Below are 22448 nucleotides of genomic sequence, written 5' to 3'. Positions count from 1 at the left end.
GCACTCAACGTGTCAGTCCCGTACCGATCCCCCAACGGTCCTGACCCCGACGAAGACTCGCATCACTGTCCTCGAACCGCGCGGTGAGCACTGCGGCGATGTCCTGCGCGGCCGGCGGCGCCACCATCTCGTGATGCTCGCAATCGATGCGGAACTGGTGGATCTCGCCGTCGACGATGTCGTGCCACGCCGCGACAGCGGGCACCGATCCTGCCGAGCGGGTGGCGGTGAAGAACAGCACATCGCCGTGGAAGGTCACCGGCGAATGCCGGCGCGCTGCACGGGCCGCGGCCACCGATCCGGTGTGCAACCGTTCGAGGTGCTGTGCGGTCAGGCCCGACAGTTCCCCGAAGGACTCTTCGACAAGCGCGAGCGCGTCCTCGTAACCGAGTTCGGGGCCGCCGTTGACGGATACCCCGAGGTCGCGGAGCATGTCCTTGACCCCGGGCGCCGCTCCGCCCGGCGCGTTGAGATGCGCATCCAGCAACGCAAGGGTGTCGACCACCTCCCCGTCGCGTTGCAGTTCGACAGCGACGGCGTGCGCGACGATCCCGCCGAGCGACCACCCCAGCAAGTGGTACGGGCCGTGCGGCTGGACCTGGCGGATCTCCTCGGCGTAGCGCACGGCCAACGAGCGGACGCTGTCGACGGTGCCGGAACCGCTCAAGGTGGGCAACTGCAACCCGTATACGGCGCGTTCCCCGTCGAGATGCTGGGTCAGGCCGGCGTATCCCCAGGCCAGGCCCGCGGCTGGGTGCACGCAGAACAACGCCGGTGTGTTCCCTTCCCGCAGCGGCACCAGGACCCGCAGCGCGTCGTCGACGGTGCCGCTGTCGGTGTCACCGCCGAGATGCTGGGCCAGGTCGGCCACCGTCGGATGAGTGAACAACGCGGGCAACCCGATCCGCCGATTCAGACGCTGCGACAGATCCGGGACGACACGGGTCGCGAGCAGCGACGTGCCGCCGAGTTCGAAGAAGTTGTCGTCGGCGGCGACCGCCGTCAGACCCAGATGGGTGGCGAACACCTCCGCGACGAGGCGTTCGAGGTCGGTGTCGGGGGCCCGGCCCGCCGCAGCCCGGGCTGTGAAGTCGGGCGCAGGCAGCGCGCGGCGATCCAGTTTCCCGGCGGGCGTCAGCGGGATCGTGTCGAGGACGAGGATCACCGTCGGCACCATGTGTCCGGGCAGGTGTGCGGCTACATGCCGACGCAACACCGCCGGGTCGGGCGCGGTGCCCTCCGCCGCACGCACGTACGAGACGAGCACCGTCTCCCCCGATGGTGCCGTGTGGCCGAGGGTATGCGCGAACACCACCTGGTCGTGGCCGGTGAGCGCAGTGTCGATCTCGCCGAGTTCGACCCGGAACCCACGGATCTTGACCTGGAAATCCGACCGTCCCACATACTCGAGTTCGAGCCGACCCTCCGGAACACCGACCCACCGCACCACATCACCGGTGCGATACATCCGCTCCCCGACCCGACCGAACGGATCGGCAACGAACCGGGACGCCGTCAACTCCGGCCTGCCGTGATAACCACGCGCCAGACCCGGCCCGGCCACGTACAGTTCACCGGCCACACCCACTGGCACGGGGCGCAGCCGCGCGTCGAGCACCAGCGAACGGAATCCGCGCGACGGGCTGCCGATGGTCACCGGGTTCCCTGCACGCAGCGGCGCGGTCAGCGAGGTCATGATGGTCGCTTCGGTGGGGCCGTAGGCGTCGATCATGCGGTGTCCGTCGGCCCAGCGGTCGACGAGTTCCGGTGGGCACGCTTCACCGGCGACGAGCAGCACCTGCAGATCGGGGACCTGCGCCGGATCGAGGGAGGCGAGGGCGGTCGGGGTGATGAAGGCGTGGTCGACGCGGTGGGCGCGCAGCGCCGCGGCGAGGTCATCGCCGCCGTACACGCCGGGAGGCACGATCACCAGGCTCGCTCCCGCGGACAGCGCCATCATCATCTCGAAGATCGACGCGTCGAAACTCGGGGACGCCAAGTGGGAGACGCGGCTGCCGGGTTCGACGAGCAGATGGTCGTGTTCCTCGGCGGCGAGGTCGGCGAGACCGCGGTGGGTGACCGTCACGCCCTTGGGTCGGCCGGTGGACCCCGAGGTGTAAATCAGGTAGGCGCCGTGGTCGGGGCGCAACGGCACCGGGCGATCCTCGTCGGTGATCGCGGTGGTGTCGCGGCCGGTCAGATCCGCGCGAATCTCGTCGGAGTCGAGTACGAGCCAGTCCACGGTGTCCGGGAGCGTGTCGCGGTGCGCGCTGTCGGTGACCCCGACAGTTGCGGCGCTGTCGGTGAGCATGAACTCGATTCGTTCGGGCGGATAGGTGGGGTCGACGGGCACGAACATCGCGCCGCTGCGGGTGGTCGCCCACACCGCGGCCACCGAATCGATCGACCGGGGCAACGCGAGCGCCACCACGGTGTCGGGTCCGGCACCGCGGTCGAGGAGCAGCCGTGCCAGCGCGGTCGAGGCCCGGTCGAGTTCGCGGTAGGAGATGGTGCGGTCGCCGTCGACCACTGCGACCGCGGTGGGATCGATGGCGACGGCCTCGTCGAGCAGATCCGGCCATACTCGGGCGCCGATACCGGCAGGACCCCACGCGGGCACCAGAGTGTCGTGTTCGCGCGCGGTGAGCAGGTCGATGTCGCCGACCGGGACCTGCGGATCGGCGGTGACCGCGTCGAGCAGCCGGGTCAGCCGTGCCGCGAACTCGGAGACAGTGCCGGCGTCGAACAGGTCGGTGGCGTACACGAACGCGGCGTCGAGACCGCCCTCGGTGACGCCGGTCTCGAGTGCCCCACCGGCGTCGGCGACCAGCAATTCGAGATCGAAGTTGCACACGGTCGGGTCGAGGGTCATGCCCTGCACTGTCAGATGCGGTAACTCGAGCGCCGCGCGTCCGGTGTTCTGGAATTCGAGGGACACCTGGAACAGCGGCGAATGCGCGGTCGAGCGGATCGGGTCGGCGGTCTCGACCACGGTCTCGAACGGAATGTCGGTGTGCGCGAAGGCAGCAAGGTCGCGGTCGGTGACGTCCGCGAGCAGTTCGGTGAATGTCGCTGACGCAGGCACCGGGGTGCGCAGCACCACGGTGTTGACGAACATGCCGACGACGTCGTCGAGGTCGCGGTGTCCACGTCCGGCGATGGGGCTGCCGACGGCGATGTCGTCGGTGTTCGACAGACGTGCGAGCAGTACGGCGAGGGCGGCGTGCATTGCCATGAACACGGTGGTGCCGTGTGCCGCGGCGAGCTGGGTGAGCCGCTGATGCAGCGCCGCGTCGATGGAGAAGCGGACCACATCGCCGCGGAACGACTGTTGCGGCGGCCGGGGCCTGTCGGTGGGGAGCGGCAGCACCTCCGGTAGTGCGGCGAGGGTCTCGCGCCAGAACCGGGTCTGGGTTTCGGCGAGGGAGTCGGGGTCGGCCGGGTCGCCGAGCCGGTCGTGTTGCCACAGGGCGTAGTCGGCGTATTGGACGGGCAGCGGCGTCCAGGCGGGCACGTCACCACGGGTGCGGCCCTGGTAGGCGAGCATCAGGTCGCGGGCCAGGGGTGCCAGCGACGAGCCGTCGGCGGCGATGTGGTGTACCACGAGCACCGCGATGTGCTCGTCGCGTCCGAGCGCGAACACCCGCGCGCGCAGTGGCACATCGACGGTGACATCGAAGCCGGCCGAGGCGAACTCGGTGACCGCGGCCTGCACTGTGTCGGCGTCGGCAGGTACCACGTCGAGCGTCAGTGGCACGTCGTCGGCGGCGAGGATGCGCTGGTGTGGTCCGTCCGCGGTGGCGGGGTACACGGTGCGCAGTGCTTCGTGCCGGGCCACCACGTCGTGTAGGGCGGTACCGAGCGCGGCGCGGGACAGATGTCCGCTGAGCCGGATGGCGAGGGGGATGTTGTACGCGGCGGAGGCGGTGTCGAACTGGTTGACGAACCAGAGACGCTGCTGGGCCGGGGACAGCGGGATACGGGTGGGGCGGGGCGCGGCGGTGGGGCCGGTGCGCGGCCGGGGGTGGTCGGCGGTGCTGTCGACGGAGTGCAGGTGTGCCGCAAGATCCTGCACGGTGGGGTGTTCGAACAGGGCGCGTACGGGGATGTCGCGGCCGAGATGCTCCCCGATGCGGGTGACGGCGCGTGTTGCGATGAGCGAGTTGCCGCCGATGTCGAAGAAACTGTCGGTGGCCGAAAGGGTGTCGAGTCCGAGCAGTTCGCGCAGGTGTTCGGCCAGGACGGTTTCGAGTCCGTCGGCGGGTGCCTGGTGGGCGGCGCCGGTGCGGGTCAGGTCCGGTGTGGGGAGGGCGTTGCGGTCGAGTTTCCCGACAGGCGTCAACGGGATCTCGTCGAGCACGGTGATGAATGCGGGCACCATGTGCGCGGGAAGATGTTGTGCAACATGATTTTTGATGACTTGGCGGTCCAGTGTTCCGGGGGTGGTCGGGTGGCAGTGGGCGACCAGCACCGTCTCCCCCGACGGGGCGGTATGCGCGACGGTCACGGCGAACCCGACATCGGGATGGGTGGCCAGGGCGGCGTCGATCTCGCCGAGTTCGACGCGGAACCCGCGGATCTTGACCTGGAAGTCGGCGCGGCCTACGTATTCGATCTCGATCCGGCCGGCAGGATCCCCGACCCACCGCACCACATCACCGGTGCGGTACATCCGCTCCCCCGCCTGCCCGTACGGATCGGCGACGAACCGGTCTGCCGTCAGATCCGGGCGAGCATGATAGCCACGCGCCAGACCGGTGCCTGCGAGATACAACTCACCGGACACACCGACCGGGACGGGACGCAGCAGGTCGTCGAGGATCACGGCGTGCACCCCGCGCAGGGGCGGTCCGAGGGTCAGCGCGCTGTCGCGGTGCAGTGGGTCGCTGATCGCGGCCATGATCGTGGTTTCGGTGGGCCCATAGGCATCGACGAGGCGGCGACCCGGCGACCAGGCGGCGAGCAGGTCCGCCGGCCAGGCTTCGCCGCCGACGGCGAGGTCGACGAACGCGGTCAAATCGGCCGGATCGAGTGACGCAAGCGCGGCGGGAGTGATGAAACCGTGGGTGACAGCATGCTCGGCGAGGAACCGCCCGAGTTCGGAGCCCCCGTACAACTCCGGCGGAACCACCACGAGCGTGGCACCGGATCCGAAGGCCAGCAGGTACTCGAAGATCGACGCGTCGAAGCTCGGGGACGAGAAGTGCATGACGTTCGAGCCCGGTCCCGCGCCGAAACGCTCCCGCTGGTCGAGTGCGAAATTGTGCAGGCTGCGGTGCGTGGTGACCACACCTTTGGGGCGGCCGGTGGAGCCGGAGGTGTAGATCAGGTAGGCGGCGTGGTCGAGATGCAACGGTCTCGTCCGGGCGGTGTCGGTGATCGGCGCGCCGGTCCCGGTCTCGGGGCTGTCCAGATCGAAACTGTCCAGATCGAAGCTGTCCAGATCGAACCACTGCACCGTGTCCGGCAACCCACCGCGATGCGCCGCCGTCGTGACCCCGACGGTCGCACCGCAATCGGCGAGCATGAACGCGACGCGCTCGGCCGGGTAACGGGGGTCGACCGGCACGAACGCCGCCCCCGTCTTGGCGATCGCCCAGATCGCGAGCACCGACTCGACAGAGCGGGCGATACCCAGCGCAACGGCCGTATCCGGCCCAGCACCAACATCGATCAGACTGCGCGCCAAAAGATTCGAGCGATCGTCGAGATCCCGGTAGGTCACCGCGACAACACCGTCGGTCACCGCAATCGCATCGGGATGCGCGGCCGCGGTGGCAGCGAACAACTCCGGCAACGTCAGCGTCGACCCCCCGGCCGGGCCACGCACCGGGGTCAACACCTCCCGCTCGGCGGCGGTGAGCACCATACGCTGCGCGAGCCGCGCGCCAGGGTCCCCCGCCAACGTGGTCAACGCCGCCACGATGCGGTCGGCGACGACCGCCACCTCACCGCGATCGAACACCTCGGGCAGATACTTCATCCGCAGATGCATGGCGGTGTCGGTGTGCGCAACGATACTCAGCGGGTAGTGCGCAGAGTCGAGGCCGGTGATCCCGGTGACACGCATACCAGCGATATCGGTGTCGGCGCTCATCCCGGCCGCATCGACCGGATAGGACTCGAACACGGTCAACGTGTCGAACCCGACCGCGGCACCGACATGCCGATCGAGGGTGTTCAGATCCACATGATGATGATCGAGCAGCGCCGCCTGTTCGGCCTGCACCCGGTCGATGAGCGTCGCCACCGTATCGCCGGGGTGCACGGTGACACGGACGGGGACCGTGTTGATGAACAACCCCACCATCGTCTCGATCCCCGCCACCTGCGGCGGACGCCCGGAGACCGTCGCCCCGAACACCACATCGCTGCGACCGGTGAGAGCACCGAGCACCAACCCCCACGCGACCTGCACCACCGTGTTGACGGTGACCCCACGCGCGGCAGCGACCGCGTCGATCCGGGCCGACAGATCCGCACCCACCTCGACATCAAGGTCTGCCGAGACACCGCTGCCCGCGGCAGTACGGTGCTGCGGAGCGAGCAGCGTCGGCTCATCGACCCCCGCCAGCGCACGACGGTAGGCCTGCACCGACACATCCTGGTCCCGGTCGGCAAGCCACGCCAGATACGTGCCGAAACTCTGGGGCCGCTCGAGCAGCGCGGTATCACCGTCGGTGGCATACAGCACGAGCAGTTCCCGGATCAGAACCGGAGTGGACCAGCCGTCGAACAGCAGATGATGGTTGGTCAACGCGACACGGTGCCGGTCCGGTCCGATGTGCACGACCGTGACCCGGAGCAGCGGCGCGTCGGCGGTGTCGAATCGGGTGGTGCGGTCCAGCTCGAGCAACCGGATGGCGGCAGCCTCCGGATCCGGGTCGTCGCTGGTATCGGCCACCGTGAACGGCACGTCGGTGTGCGTCGGCACGACCTGCACGTATCCGTCCGCGCCGTCATCGGTGAACGCCACCCGCAGATTCGGATGCCGCACCAGCAACAATTGGAACGCGCGCCGCAGCCGCGCCGCATCGAGTCGGCCGGTGACCTCGAGCACGAGCTGGACGACATACGCGTCCGGGCTGTCCCCCGCCAGCAAGGCGTGGAACAGCAACCCGGTCTGCAGTGGTGCCGTCGGCCACACCGTCTCGAGCGGACCGTATCGATCCTCGAGCTGTTCGAGGGTCGGCTGGTCGAGCCGCACCAGCGGCAGGTCCGACGGCGTCAGACCTCCGGCGTGAGGGCTACGCGCATGCCGTGCCAGCGCCGTCGCAGCGGCGGTGAACCGCGCGGCGAGGGCGGTGACCTCGGTGTCGTCGAGCAGCCCTTCCGGGAAGGACCAGAACGTGCGCAGCACCGGTCCGTCGGGTCCGTCGACCGTCACCGCATTGAGATCGATCACGGCGGCGGCCGGCATGTCGGGGCTCTGCGTGCCACCACGCCCGAACTCCCCAATCGGCAACCACGGCACATCGGCGGCGGTGTCGGTGCCGACGGTGGGGCGGCCGAGATAGTTGAAACTCAGTTGCGGAGTGGCCAGCGTCGCCAACTCGGCGGCGGTGTCCGCGGCGAGATACCGCAACAGACCGAAGCCGACACCGTGATCCGGCACCGCGGCGAGGTGTTCCTTGACGGTCTTGATGGCACGCCCTGCAGCGGCCCCCCCGGCAAATGCCTCATCGAGGTCGAGTCCCGCCAGGTCCAGCCGCAATGGGTGGATGGTGGTGAACCAGCCCACGGTGCCACCGAGATCGGCGCCGTCCGCGGCGGACGTCTCCCTGCCGTGCCCTTCCACATTGAGGAGCACCTCGTCGCGGTGTTGCCCGCGGTCGCGGCGCCACGCCGTGACCGCAAGCGCGAAAGCGGCGAGCAACCCGTGCTCGACCGAACCGTGGAACCGCTCGGGCACCGTCGTGAGCAGCGCCTCGGTCACCGAGGTGGGTAGCACCGATTCCACCGTCGAGACGGTGTCGTTGACGTCCACCGCCGGATCGAACGGCCGATCCCCCACCGGAGGTTCGACGACATCGACGGTGCGGCGCCAGAACTCCAGTTCGGAGCGACGCCGGGGATCATGCGCCGAGTCGGCAAGGGCCTGCGCCCACCGCCGCACCGATGTCCCCGCGACCGGTGGCAGTGCCGCCGCAGGCGAGTCCGGATCGAGGCCGGCCGCCCACGCCGCCGCGAGGTCGGGCACCAAGATGCGCCACGACACCCCGTCGACCGCGAGATGGTGAATCACCAGCAGTAACCGGCCGGCGCCCGTGGCCGAATCGAACCACACCGCCTGCATCAGCACCCCGGCCGACGGATCGAGCCGGTCGGCAGCCGCGTCGAGTTCGTGCGACGCGAGGGCGAAGAACTCTGCGGTGTCCGCGGCACTGGTCACCGGTACCCGATGGATCACGGTCTCGGCGCGCACCGCGCCGGGTGGGTCGACGTGCAGCGCGACACCGCGCGGCGACCCGGCACTCGGAGACAGGCGACCGCGGAGCATATCGTGCCGATCGAGCAGCGTCTGGATCAATGTGGTGAGCACAGATCTGGTCAGGCCGGTCGGCAACCGCAGCAGCACCGCCTGCGTGTACCGGTCGTAGCTGCCACCCCGCTCGAGCATCCAGTGCACGATCGGGGGTAGCGGCACCTGACCGACACCGCCGCCGGGCAGTTCCGACAACACGGTCGGCGCGACCGCGACCGCTGCGACGGCGGCGAGCGCCGCGGGGGTCTTGTGCTCGAACACCTCCCGCGGCGACAGCTCCAACCCGGCGGCCTTGGCGCGCGACACCAGCTGGATTGACATGATCGAGTCGCCACCCAAGGAGAAGAACGAATCGTCGACCCCGACTGTGTCGAGACCCAGCACCTGCGCGAACAATTCGACGAGCCGCACCTCGCGGTCCCCGACCGGGGCGCGGGTCACGGCGGACCGTGCCGCGAAATCCGGGGCGGGCAATGCCCGACGATCGAGCTTGCCTGTGGCCCCCACCGGCAGGGTATCGAGCACCACGAGGGCGGCAGGCACCATGTAGGCGGCGAGATCGGTGGCAGCTTGCGCCAGTACGGTGTCGACCTCGAGATCCACCCCGGTTTCCGGCACGAGATACCCGACGAGGCGGTCGGTGGCGGTGCGCTCGTCGTGGTGCACGACCACGACAGCGCGGGCGACACCGGCCGTACGCAACAGCGCGGCTTCGACTTCGCCGAGTTCGATGCGGAAACCACGCATCTGGACCTGGAAGTCGCTGCGTCCGACATATTCGATGTCGCCGCCGGGGGTGCGCCGGGCCAGGTCTCCGGTGCGATAGAGCCGCTCACCCGAACCACCGTGCGGGTCCGCGACGAAACGGGTGGCGGTCAGATCGGGACGATGCAGATAGCCGCGAGTCAATTGTCCCCCGGACACATACAGTTCGCCGGTGGTGCCGGCGGGCACGGGATGCAGCCGGGTGTCCAGGATGTGCAACTGCAGCGACGGCAGTGGTGCACCGATGAGGTTGCCGTTCGCGTCCGCGGCCACCGCGCGACCCAACGGCAACGCGGTGACGTGCACGGTGGTTTCGGTGATGCCGTACATGTTCACCAATGTGGGCGAGGTGTCGTCGTGCCTGCGGTACCAGCGGTCGAGCTGCGCCAGGTCGAGGGCTTCACCACCGAAGATGATCCAGCGCAACGGCAGCGGCGGACCCCCGGCCACCCGGTCGGCCTCGACGAACTGCTGGAACGCGGTCGGTGTCTGGTTCAGGACGGTGACCTGTTCGCGCCGCACCAATGCGAGGAACTCGTCGGGGGTGCGGGCGGTGTGGTAGTCGACGACGACGAGACGACCGCCGTGCGCGAGCGCACCCCACAGTTCCCACACCGAGAAGTCGAAGGCATAGGAGTGGAACAGGGTCCACACGTCGTGTTGGTCGAAACCGAACTGGGGGTGAGTGTCGGTCATCAGGGTCACCACGGTGCGGTGCGGCACCACGACGCCCTTGGGGCGGCCGGTCGAGCCGGACGTGTAGATCACGTACGCCGTCTGATCCGGATGGACCGCATCCCGCTCTGCGCTGGTCAGGGCCGCGGTAGGAAGCGCCGAGAGCCGGTCGAGGACTGCCTGCTCGTCGAGCAACAGCGTCTCCGGGGCGGTCTCGGGCATGAACGCGGCGTGCTCGACGGTGGTGAGTACACACACCGGACGGGCGTCGGCGAACATGAATGCGAGACGCTCCGGCGGGTACGCCACGTCGATCGGGAGGTACCCGGCGCCGGCGTCGAGGATCGCGAGCAACGCGACGACGAGTTCGCAGGTGCGCGGCAACGCGACCGCGACGAGGGTGTCCGCGCCCGCGCCGTGGTCGAGCAGCAGCCGCGCGAGGCGGTGGACACGGTCTTCGAGTTGCCGATAGGTCAGGTTCCCGTCGTCGGCGGTCACGGCGACCGCGTCGGGGTTCACAGCGGCGCCGCGGTGGAACAGATCGAGCAACGTGTCGTCGTTCGCCGCGGTCCCTGTTGCGCGGCTCGTCGCGGTTTCCCTGGCGCGGCGCGCCGCGGTGAGCGCGTCGTGTTCCGGTTCGGTGAGCAGATCGAGGTCACCGACGGCAAGGTCCGGATCGGTCGTGACGGCGGTGAGCACCCGCCCGAACCGGTCGGCGATGGCCTCGGCGGTTGCGGTGTCGAACAGATCGGTGGCGTAGGTCAGCGCGCAGCGCAGACCGCCGCCGGGGACCTCCTGCACGTTGAGTTGGAGATCGAATTTCGCGACATTCAGATCGGCGTCGAGCGCCTCGACGGTGAGCTCCGGTAGTTCGAGATGAGCGCGCTCGACGTTGCCGAACTCGAGTACCACCTGGAACAGCGGGGAATGATCTGTGTGGCGGGTCGGGTCGAGCGCGTCGACCAGTTTCTCGAAGGGCAGTTCGGTGTGCCCGAACGCCGCCAGGTCGATCTCGCGAGTGCGATGCAGGTGATCGCTGAACGACAGTCCCCCGGTGATGGGGGTGCGCAGTACCACGGTGTTGACGAACATCCCGACCAGGTCGTCGAGAGCGCGATGTCCACGACCTGCGACGGGGCTGCCGATCGCGATGTCGTCGGTTCCCGACAGCCGTGCGAGCAGTACCGCCAGCGCGGCGTGGACGGTCATGAACACTGTTGCGTTGTGGGCAGCGGCGAGATCGGTCAGTGCGTCGTGCACGGCCCGGTCGACCTCGAAGTGGTGCACGGCGCCGCGGAACGACTGCTGCGGTGGCCGGGGCCGATCGGTGGGTAGCGGCAGTACCTCCGGCAGATCGGCCAGGGTGGTGCGCCAGTAGTCGAGTTGGGTCGCGGCGATCGAGTCGGGGTCGGAGGGGTCGCCGAGCAGTTCCTGTTGCCACAGGGCGTAATCGACGTACTGCACGGCCAGGGGCGACAGTTCCGGGGTGGTGTCCTGGCTGCGGGCGAGATAGGCGGCCATCAGGTCGCGGGCCAGCGGCGCCATCGATGCACCGTCCGCGGCGATGTGGTGCACCACCACGACCAGGATGTGCTCGGTGTCGGACACTGCGAGCAGGGCGGCACGGACCGGTACCGCGGCGGCCACATCGAAACCGGCGCCGATCAACTCTGCGATCCGGCCGGGGAGGTCGGCCTCCGGGGTGGGCTCCGGGCGCAGCGCGATCAGAACTTTCTCGGTGGTCGCGATCAGTTGCCGAGGCCCGTTCTCGTCGCCGGGATACCAGGTGCGCAATGTTTCGTGCCGACCCAGCAGATCCGTTACGGCGGCGGCGAGGGCGGCCCGGTCGAGGCGGCCGGTGAGGCGGATCGCGAGGGGAATGTTGTAGGCGGCGGAGGTGGTGTCGAATTGGTTGACGAACCACATCCGCTGCTGGGCGGGGGCGAGCGGCAGCCGTTCGGGTCGCACCGCCGGTACCAGCGGGGTGTGTCCGTGCCCGCCGTGATCGTCGAGGACCCGCGCGGCGAGGGCGCGCACGGTGGGGGCCTCGAAGAGGACTCGCACCCCGGCGTCGGTGCCCAGCGCGGTGTTCACGCGGGCGACGACGCGGGTGGCGATCAGCGAGTTGCCGCCGATGTCGAAGAAGTTGTCGTCCACCGATACCCGCTCGTGGCCGAGGACGTCGGCGAGGATACCGGCGAGAACGCGTTCGAGGTCGGTGGCCGGCGGGTGGTAGTGACCGCCGGTGGCGGACAGATCCGGGACGGGCAGTGCCCGGTGGTCGAGCTTCCCGACGGGGGTCAGGGGGATCTCGTCGAGGACCACCACGGTCGCGGGCACCATGTGGGCGGGCAGGCGTGCGGCGACGTGCGCGCGGACCGCGGCGGGGTCGATGTCGGTGCCGGTGTCGGGGAGTACGTAGGCGATCAGGACGGTGTCGCCGGAGGGTGCGGTGTGGCCGGTGGTGTGCGCGAACGCGACGTGGTCGTGGGTGGTGAGCGCGGCGTCGATCTCGCCGAGTTCGATGCGGAAGCCGCGGACCTTGACCTGGAAGTCGGAGCGCCCGAGGTATTCGACGGTGTGGTCGGCGCGCCAGCGCACCACGTCGCCGGTGCGGTACATCCGTTCCCCACTGCGCCCGTAGGGGTCGGCGAGGAAGCGGGCTGCGGTCAGGTCGGGGCGCCGGTGGTAGCCGCGGGCCACACCGGGGCCGGCGATGTACAGTTCGCCGGCGACCCCGACGGGCACGGGCCGTAGCCGGTCGTCGAGGACGACCTGGTGGAAACCGACGGCGGGGCCGCCGACGGTGACGACCTCGTCGGGATGCAGGGCGGGGCTGACGCTGGTTTCGATGGTGGCTTCGGACGGGCCGTAGCCGTTGAACATCTGCCGGCCGGGTGCCCAGCGGGCGACGAGTTCCGGTGGGCAGGCCTCACCGGCGACGACGAGGACGCGCAGGGTCTCGAGGTCGTGCGGGTCGAGCGAGGCCAGGGCGGTGGGGGTGATGAAAGCGTGGGTGACCTGTTCGTCGCGGAGCAGCCGGGCGAGTTCGTCGCCGCCGTACACATCGGGCGGCACGATCACCAAGGTGGCGCCTGCGCAGAACGCCTTGGTGTACTCGAAGATCGAGGCGTCGAAGCTCGGGGACGCCAGGTGCGAGACGCGGGCCTGGTGGGTGATCGTGAAGTGTTCACGGACCTCGGCATTGAGGTTGGTCAGGCCGCGGTGGGTGACGACGACGCCTTTGGGGCGGCCGGTGGAGCCGGAGGTGTAGATCAGGTAGGCGGGATGGTCGAACCGCAGTGGTGTGGTGCGGTCGGTGTCGGTGATCGGGTCGGTGGACGCCGCGGCGAGACGCTCGTGCACGGCCGGGTCGTCGAGGACGAGCCACGGCACGGTGCCCGGGAGCCGGTCGTGGTGCTCGGTGGTGGTCAACCCGAGGGCGGCAGCACAGTCGGTGAGCATGTAGGTGATGCGTTCGGGTGGGTAGGTGGGGTCGACGGGCACGAACGCCGCGCCGGTCTTGGCGACCGCCCACACCGCCGCCACCGACTCGATGGAACGCGAAATACCCAGTGCAACAACACTCTCCGGGCCCACACCGGTGTCGATCAGCAGGCGGGCGACGCGGGTGGACCACTCGTCGAGTTCCCGATACGTCACCTGACGGCCCCGGAACGACAACGCCACCGACTCGGGCACGATCGCGGCGATGCCGGTCAGCATCTCCGGCCACTGCTGCGGCGAGACCGGAGGACGGCCACGGGCCGGAGCGAGGGTGGCCAGTTCGGCCTCGCTGACGATGCCGATGTCCCCGACCGGAATCCGCGCCCCCGCCGCAGCCGCACTCGAATCGGACACCGCGGCAGGTTCGGCGCTGACGGCATCGATGATGCGAACGAACCGGTCGGCGAAGGAACGCACGGTGTCGATGTCGAACAGATCCGTGGCGTAGGTGAAATACGCCGAGATCCCGGCAGGACCCTGGTCGTCGACGGTTTCAGCGACCGACAACTGCAGATCGAACAGCGACAACGGCGCCGCGAGATCGAGAACTGCGACGGTCAGATCGGGCAGCACCACCTCGGGACGTTCGGTGTCCTGGAACTCGAGCATCACCTGGAACAGCGGTGAATATGCCGTCGACCGGGGCGGATCGAGAACCTCCACGAGACGCTCGAACGGAATGTCCGCGTGATCGAACGCCGCGAGATCGCCGTCGCGGACCCGCTGCAGCAACGCCGCGAACGGTTCGGCGTCGTCGACCCTGGTGCGCAACACGACGGTGTTGACGAACATGCCGATCAACTCGTCGAGGTGACGGTGCCCACGACCCGCGACCGGGGTGCCGATCGCGATGTCGGAGGTCGACGACAACCGCGCGAGCAGCACCGCCAGCGCCGCGTGCACCACCATGAACACCGACGTGTCGTGCCTGCGCGCCAACGCCACCAACCGGCGGTGGGTCGCGGCATCGAGGGTGAACGGCACCCGACCACCACGGCGGCTCTGCTGCACCGGGCGGGCGCGATCGAGCGGCAGTTCGAGCAGTTCCGGGACCCCGTCGAGCTGCTCACGCCAGAACCGCAGCTGGCGCGCGGCGAGCGACTCCGGGTCGGCCTCGTCGCCGAGCACGGCCCGCTGCCACAGCGTGTAGTCGGCGTACTGGACCGGCAGCGGCGCCCAACCGGGATCATGTCCGGCCGTACGCGCGGTGTACGCGGTGATGACATCGCGGGCCAGCGGGCCGAGGGAGAACCCGTCACCGGTGATGTGATGCAGCACCATCACGAGCACATGCTCGCTCCCGGAGAGCGCGAGCAACCGGATACGGGCGGGGATTTCGGCGGCGACGTCGAATCCGGTCGCCGCGATCTTCTCGATGTGCGCGTCCACGGTGTCGGCGTCGATCGTGGTGACGGTGAAATCCGGGAGCGACGCCGCCACGGCCGGGACGATCACCTGTACGGGAGCAGCGTCGACGAACGGGTAACGGGTACGCAGCGATTCGTGGCGGGTGACGACATCGGCGACCGCGGCCCGCAGGACGTCCAGCTCGAGGTGTCCGGTCAGACGCAGCGCGACGGCGATGTTGTAGGCCGGGGAGGTCGTGTCGAACTGGTTGATGAACCACATCCGTTGTTGCGCCGGGGACAGCGGCAGCGGATCCGGGCGTGGCCCGGCGGTCAGCGACGGACGTGCGGCGGCGGCCGTGGGGGCGGAGGCGCGGTGCACATGGTCGAGCACCCCCGCGACGGTCGGATTGTCGAACAGGTCGCGGATGCCGAGGTCGACACCGAGTGCGACGGACAGCCGCGCGGCGAGCCGCATCGCGAGCAGGGAGCCGCCGCCGAGGTCGAGGAAGCTGTCGTGCAACCCCACCCGGGGTACGTCGAGCAGTTCGGCGAAGGTGTCCGCGACGAGCTGCTCGACGGGGGTGCGCGGCGGGCTGTACGGGCGGTCGGGTGCGGTCAGGTCGGGCGCGGGGAGCGCATCGCGGTCGAGTTTGCCGTTGACGCCCACCGGGAACCGATCGAGCACGATCAGCGTGGCGGGGACCATGTATTCGGGGAGTTGCCGGGCGAGTGCGTCGGTGACCGCGACGGTGTCGACGCTGCGGTCGGGGTGCGGCACCACGTATCCGGTGAGCACATCGTCGGCGAGGTGATGGACGAGCACTGCGGCCTGCGCGACGCCGGGTGTGCTGCGCAGGGCGTGTTCGATCTCGCCGAGTTCGATACGCAGGCCCCGGATCTTGACCTGGAAGTCGGTGCGTCCCAGGTACAGCAGGGCGCCGTCGGAGCGGCGGGTGGCGAGATCGCCGGTGCGGTACATCCGCTCCCCCGGCTGTCCGTACGGGTCGGCGACGAACCGGTCGGCGGTCAGTGCGCCGCGGCCGAGATAGCCGCGGGCGAGTTGCACCCCGGCGAGATACAGTTCGCCGACCGCCCCGACGGGCACCGGGTGCAGCCGAGCATCGAGGACGTAGGCGCGGGTGTTCCACACCGGGCTTCCGAGCGGCACGGTGCCGGTGTCGTCGTCGCTGGTGGTCCACGCGGTGACATCGACGGCTGCTTCGGTGGGTCCGTACAGGTTGTGCAATCCGGTCCGAGTGAAGGCGCGGCGGGTCGCGGCAGCAGTTTCCGGAGGCAGCGCCTCACCGGAGGCGAACAGATGACGCAGGGAACTGCCTGCCGCCAGCCGGGTTTCGGCGGCCGCGGTGAACACCGCGAGCATGGACGGCACGAAATGCGCGACCGTGATCTGGTGCGCGTCGATGACATCTAGCAGGTAGTGGGGGTCACGGTGGCCGCCGGGCTCGGCAAGCACGAGCCGCGCCCCGGTGTGCAGGGGCCAGAAGAACTCCCACACCGACACGTCGAAGGTCGCGGGGGTCTTCTGCAGCACGCTGTCGGCTCCGGTCAGCGGATAGGTGTGCTGCATCCAGCGCAACCGGTTGACGATGGCGCGGTGGGTCACCGCGACCCCCTTGGGGCGGCCCGTGGACCCGGAGGTGTAGATGACGTAGGCCAGATCGTCACCGACCGCGGCGCGGCGGTCGGTCGCGGTCAGCGGCGCATCCGATTCGCCGTGCAGGTCGAGCGTGTCGAGATGCAGGACCTCCACATCGGAGCCGGCCAGGCAGTCGGCGTCGGCGGTGACGGTCAGGACCAGCGCCGGGCGGGCACTGCTGAGCACGTAACCAGTGCGTTCGGCGGGGTGTTCGGGGTCGACCGGTAGGTACGCGGCGCCAGCCTTGACGATCGCATACATGCCGACGAGCAGTTCGAGCGACCGGGACACGGCCAGGCCGACGATCGCGCCGGGCCCGGCGCCGCGGCGCAGCAGGAGTCGGGCGAGACGATTGGTGACGGCATCGAACTCTGCGTAGCGCAGAGCGTGCTCCCCGGCGACCACGGCGACCGCGTCCGGCGTGGCAGCGACCTGCGCGGCGAACGGATCGAGGAGGGTGGTCTCGGGCAGCGCCACGGTGGTGGCGTTCCAGTCGTCGAGCACCCGGCTGCGTTCACCGGCGCGCAGCAGGTCGAGATCACCGACGGCGCGGTCGGGCTCGGTCACCGCGGCGGTGATCAGCCGCACGAGGCGGTCGATGAATCCGGCGGCGGTCTCGGCGTCGAACAGATCGGTGGCGTACGACAGGGCGCCGTGCAGCGAGTCGATGCCGCCGTCGCGGCCCGGGATCTCTGTGACCGTCAGATGCAGATCGAATTTGGTGGTGGCGGTGTCGATTTCGGTGATATCGACCGTCAGGTCCGGCAGTTCCAGGTGGGCGGTGTCGTTGTTCTGGAAGGCGAGCATCACCTGGAACAGCGGTGAATGCGCCGCCGACCGGTGCCCGGCGAGCAGATCGACGAGCACATCGAACGGCAGGTCGGCGTGCGCGAATGCTTCGAGATCACCGTCGCGGACCGCCCGCAGATAGGTGCCGAACGGCATCGCCGGTGGCACCGCGGTACGCAGCGTGACGGTATTGACGAACATGCCCACCAGATTGTCGAGTTCGGGCTCCCCGCGACCCGAGACCGGCGTGCCGATGAGGACGTCGTCGCTGCCGGACAGCCGCGCGATCAGCAGGCTCACCGCTGCGTGCACCACCATGAACTCGGTGGCGCCGTGCGCGTGCGCGACCGCGCTGATCCTGCGGTACAGGTCAGCGTCGATGTCGAAATCGATGGTGGCGCCGCGGAACGACTGGGTCGGGGGCCGCGGCCGATCGGTGGGCAACGCACCGATCTCCGGGGCATCCGCGAGCCGGGTGCGCCAGAAGTCGAGTTGCTGCGCGGCGCGGGACGCGGCGTCGTCGACGGTGCCGAGGAGCTCGTCGAACCACAGGGTGTAATCGGCGTACTGCACCGGCAACGCGTCCCACTGCGGGCTCCGCTCGTCGCGACGCGCGAGATAGGCGGTCATCAGGTCACGGGCCAGCGGCGCCAGGGACGCACCGTCCGCGGCGATGTGGTGCACGACCACCGCGACCACATGATGTTCGTCGTGCACCCGCAGGAGCCGCAGCCGCACCGGTGGATCGACGGTGACGTCGAATCCGGCGGTGACGACCTCGGCGACCGATCGCTCGAGGTCGGTCGCGTCGACGGTGGTCGGGTTCGGGTCGAGGTCGATCTGTGCCGCCGGGAGGATCTGCTGGACCGGGCCGTCGGCGGTCGCGGGGAACAAGGTGCGCAGTGCCTCGTGCCGCTCGAGCAGATCGTGCACCGCGGAGGTGAGCGCGGCGACGTCCAATCGGCCGGTCAATGTGATGGCGACGGGAATGTTGTAGGCGGCGGAGGTGGGGTCGAGCTGGTTGACGAACCACAGTCGCCGCTGGGCCGCCGACACCGGTACCTGCTCGGGTCGGGGGCGGGCGGTGAGCGGAACCCGGGTGAGGCGTTCCGCGGCAACGCCGCTCGCATCGAGGTGTGCGGCGAGCGCCCGCACGGTCGGAGCCTCGAAGAGGGTGCGCACCCCCACGTCGGTGCCGAATGTGTCGTTCAGGCGCGCGACCACACGGGTGGCGATCAACGAGTTGCCGCCGAGGTCGAAGAAACTGTCGTCGAGCCCGATCCGGTCGAGACCGAGTTGGTCGGTCAGGATCTGCGACACCGCGGTTTCGGTGGGCGAGCCCGGTGCGTCGCCTGTCGCGACGGCGGTGGCGAACGTCGGTTCGGGCAGGGCCCGGCGGTCGAGTTTACCCACCGGGGTCAGCGGGATGTGGTCGAGCACCACCAGCGCGGCCGGCACCATGTGCGCGGGCAGCCGCCGCCGCAGGTGCTCGGCCACGGTGTCGGTGTCGACGACGTGCCCGGTCTCGGGCAGGAGGTAGGCGACGAGCATCGGATCGCCGGACGGTGCGGTGCGGCCGAGGGTGACGGCGAACGCAACGGTGGGGTGGTCGGTCAGGGCGGCGTCGATCTCACCGAGTTCGATGCGGAAGCCGCGGATCTTGACCTGGAAGTCGGAGCGGCCGAGGTATTCGATGGTGCCGTGGTGATGCCAGCGGACCACATCGCCGGTGCGGTAGGTGCGGGATCCGGGTGGGCCGTACGGGTCGGCGACGAAGCGGGTCGCAGTCAGACCGGGCCGGTCGAAATAGCCGCGGGTGACACCCGGCCCGCCGACATACAGCTCGCCCGCGACCCCGCGCGGCACCGGATGCAGCCGGGTGTCGAGGACGACCTCGGTGACCCCGCACACCGGTGCTCCGAGCGTGACGGTCTCGCCCGCGACGAGCGGCTCGGTGATGTTGACGACGATCGTGGTCTCGGTGGGCCCGTAGGCGTTGAACATGCGTCGGCCCGGTGCCCATCGTGCGGCGAGTTCCGGGGGGCAGGCCTCACCGGCGACGGTGATCGCCCCGGCCTGCAGTCGGGCCGGGTCGAGCGACGCCAATGCCGCGGGGGTCGCGAACATGTGGGTGACGCGTTCCCGGTTGAGCAGATCGGTCAGTTCGTCGCCGCCGTACACGTCGGCGGGGATGACCACGAGGGTGGCGCCGACCCCGAACGCGGTCATGTATTCGAAGATCGAGGCGTCGAAGCTCGGGGAGGAGAAATGCGAGACCCGGGCGGCCGGCGGTGGGGCGAGGCGGGTGTGCAATGTGGCGGACAGGTTCGCCAGGCCGCGGTGTGGGACGAGCACTCCTTTGGGGCGGCCGGTGGAGCCGGAGGTGTAGATCAGGTAGGCGGCATGGTCGAAATGCAGATCGCAGGGACGGTCGGCGTCGGTGACGGGGACGTCCGAGGTGTGCTCGATCCGGGTCCGCAGGGCGGGATCGTCGAGTTCGAGCCAGGGCAGGTGGTCGGGCAACTGCGGCCGGTGCGCGCCGACGGTCAGGCCCAGTACGGCACCGGAATCGGTGAGCATGTAGTCGATGCGGTCGGTGGGGTACGCCGGGTCGATCGGTACGAACGCCGCACCGGCCTTCGCGACTGCCCACAGCGCAGCCACCGATTCGATGGAGCGTGCGATACCCAACGCGATGATCCGGTCCGGTCCGGCACCCGCGTCGAGTAGGATGCGGGCGAGCCGATTGGACCACTGATCGAGTTCGGCGTAGGTCACGGCGCGGTCGCCGCACACGAGGGCAGGGCTGTCGGGGACGATCGCGGCGACCGCCGAGAGTAGTTCGGGCCACAGTTGCGGAGACATCGCGGGGCGGCCGCGGGCGGGCAGCAACCCGACCGGTTCGCCGGGCGCGACCACGGGCAGGTCGCCGACCGGGCAGGCCGGATCTGCGCAGCCGGCAGTCAGAACACGGCCGACCCGCGCCACGAAGTCCGTTGCCGTCTGCGAGTCGATCTGGTCCGGCCGGTAGGTGCCGTGCACGTGCAGCTCGTCGGCGGTCACCGTCACGTGCAGCGTCAGCGCGGCGTCCGCGGCCGGTCCGGTCGCGGGGCCTGCCTCGGGGCCGGTGACCGTCAGCACCACCGGCGGGATCGGGGCGGGGCCGATCGAATCCAGCACCTCGGCCGTGACATCGGCATGCGCTGCAGCCTCGGCGTCGAGCGTCACCAGCCGCGCGAGCAGGTCGGTGAACGATTCGCTGCCGTCGACGCGAGCGCACAGCGGCAGCACCACGGTGTGTGCGGGCCACCCGACGACGGTGTGTTCCTCGGCGGTCAGGCCGGCCTCGACGATCGCGGTGGCAGCGTGCAGCACGGGGTACCAGGCGTCGGCGAGGCCGGACGGGTGCGTGCCGTCGGCGACCCCGCGCACGGCGGCGACCGCTGCGGGGGGCACCGCGAGGACCGTGTCGACAACGCCGATCGGTGCGGCGGGCATCCCGGTGTTCGCGGTCTCGACGGGTGTGCCCTCGTCGACGGTGCTGTGCGGCAGCCGGAGCTGTTCGGGGGCCCCGGCGAGGGTGCGGCGCCAGAACGCCTCGGTCGCCACTGCGTGCCTGCGGCGACGGCCGATCTCGGCGGTGGCCGGGTCGATCCGATCGAGCGGGGTGTCCGCTGGGGCGCGCAGGAACTCGCCGAGCAACGCGACGAACGCGCCGTGGTGTTCCGCGAGTTCGTCGGGATCGTAGCGGTGCGGGTTGCCGCGGAAATCGATGAACGTCTTCGCGGGAGTCCCGCTCTGATAGATGTTGACCAGCAGGTCCTCGACGGGACCGGACGTCATGATGTGGAATTCCCCGCGGATGTCCCCGAGCGTGATCTCCTGATGGAAGAGCATGACGTTGACCATCGGCCCGGCGTAGCGGGTCGGGTCCCCCGCTGCACCGCTTTCCCTGCGGATGTCCTCGATACTGAACCGCTGGTGCCGCAACGCCCCGGTGAGTTCCAACTGCACCCGCTGCACCAGATCGTGGCGGGTGTCGCCGGCGGTGAGCCCGACGTGCACGGGCGCCGTGTTGACGAGCATGCCGCCGCTGCGCCGCACGACCGCGGTGGTCCGGGCCGAGACGGGCAGGTTGATCACCACGTCGTCGTGGCCTGTCATGCGCGCCAGATAGGTCGAGAAGGCAGCGATGACCGTCGCGGTGGACGACGAGCCGGCGGTCTCATCGCTCGCGGTCAGGGCCCGCACCAGATCGTCGGGTAGTGCGGTGCCGGTGAGCAGGCTCCGGGCAGCTGTCGGGGCGTCGCGGTGCGCGAGGGTGGAGCCGGCTTCGAGGCCGGCGACCCGTTCGAGCCAGTAGTCGCGGTCGGAGAGATAGCGGGCCGAGCCGTGATAGTCGCGGTCCCAGTCGTAGAGGGTGCGCAGGTCCGCGGCGCGCGCAGGATCCGGTTCCCGCTGCTCGTGCGCCGCGGTGTACAACGCGGCCGCCCGGTTGAGCAGGGTCATCGCGGCGTAGCCGTCGAGCGCGACATGGTGGATGCGGGTGTACCAGAAGTGCCGGTCGTCGGCGACCCGCAGGATCGCCATCTGCACCAGCCGATCGGCGGACAGGTCGACCGGTCGGGCGTAGTCGGTCTCCATCCAGTCGCGGGCGGCGCGCAGCGGATCGGACTCGCCACGCAGGTCGATCTGCGGGATGGTCTCGGAGGCGATGGACTCGTCGACGACCTGGTACGGCTCGCCGTCGACCTCGAGGATCCGCAGGTAGGCGGATTGGAACTCCCCGCCGACGAGATACGAGACCCGGCACAGTAGGTCGATGTCGAGGTCGCCGCGCAGATCGATGTACTGCGCGATGCAGATCGGCACGTGCGGTGCGAGTTGCTGCGCGAACCAGATCGATCGTTGAGCGGACGACAGCGGGAAGGCGCCTTCGGGCAGCCCCGACTCATGAGATCGCAACGACATTCCCCTCCGAGAAGCGATGTGGCCGAAACCGGCGCGCCCCGACATCGCGTCATGGTGGCTCGATAGCTGCCCCACTTTTTCCGGTCGTGCATTTGCTTCCGAGTGATCGGAAGCACTCCCCAAGCTAGACCACATCCGTTGCGTCCCGGTGCGGTTTCGCGCCGCAGAAAGGAGTCGGGGAAGGAATGCGATACCAATCGGTAATTCGGATCGAAGCGGATACCAGCCGCGCACCATCTGCCCGCGAGAA

The 22448-nt window shown here is 69.6% G+C and carries 1 protein-coding gene; it reads right to left on the bottom strand.

The genetic code is table 11. The annotated features are described in order from the left end of the window. Positions 1-4: 4 nt before the first annotated feature. The gene (locus HCA61_RS21340) at positions 5-22198 is read right to left on the bottom strand and encodes a non-ribosomal peptide synthase/polyketide synthase (RefSeq protein WP_169690200.1); all 22194 of its coding nucleotides are present in this window, start codon (positions 22196-22198) and stop codon (positions 5-7) included. Positions 22199-22448 lie beyond the last annotated feature (250 nt).

Origin of the sequence: Rhodococcus sp. HNM0563, from assembly GCF_012726195.1 — a bacterium.
In the GTDB taxonomy this organism is placed as follows: Bacteria; Actinomycetota; Actinomycetes; order Mycobacteriales; family Mycobacteriaceae; genus Rhodococcus.
This window is presented reverse-complemented; position numbering and strand designations above follow the sequence as displayed.

Bases quoted from the DNA above. Each gene is read 5' to 3' on its own strand.
- HCA61_RS21340 (WP_169690200.1), bottom strand. From the start codon at position 22,198: ATGTCGTTGCGATCTCATGAGTCGGGGCTGCCCGAAGGCGCCTTCCCG.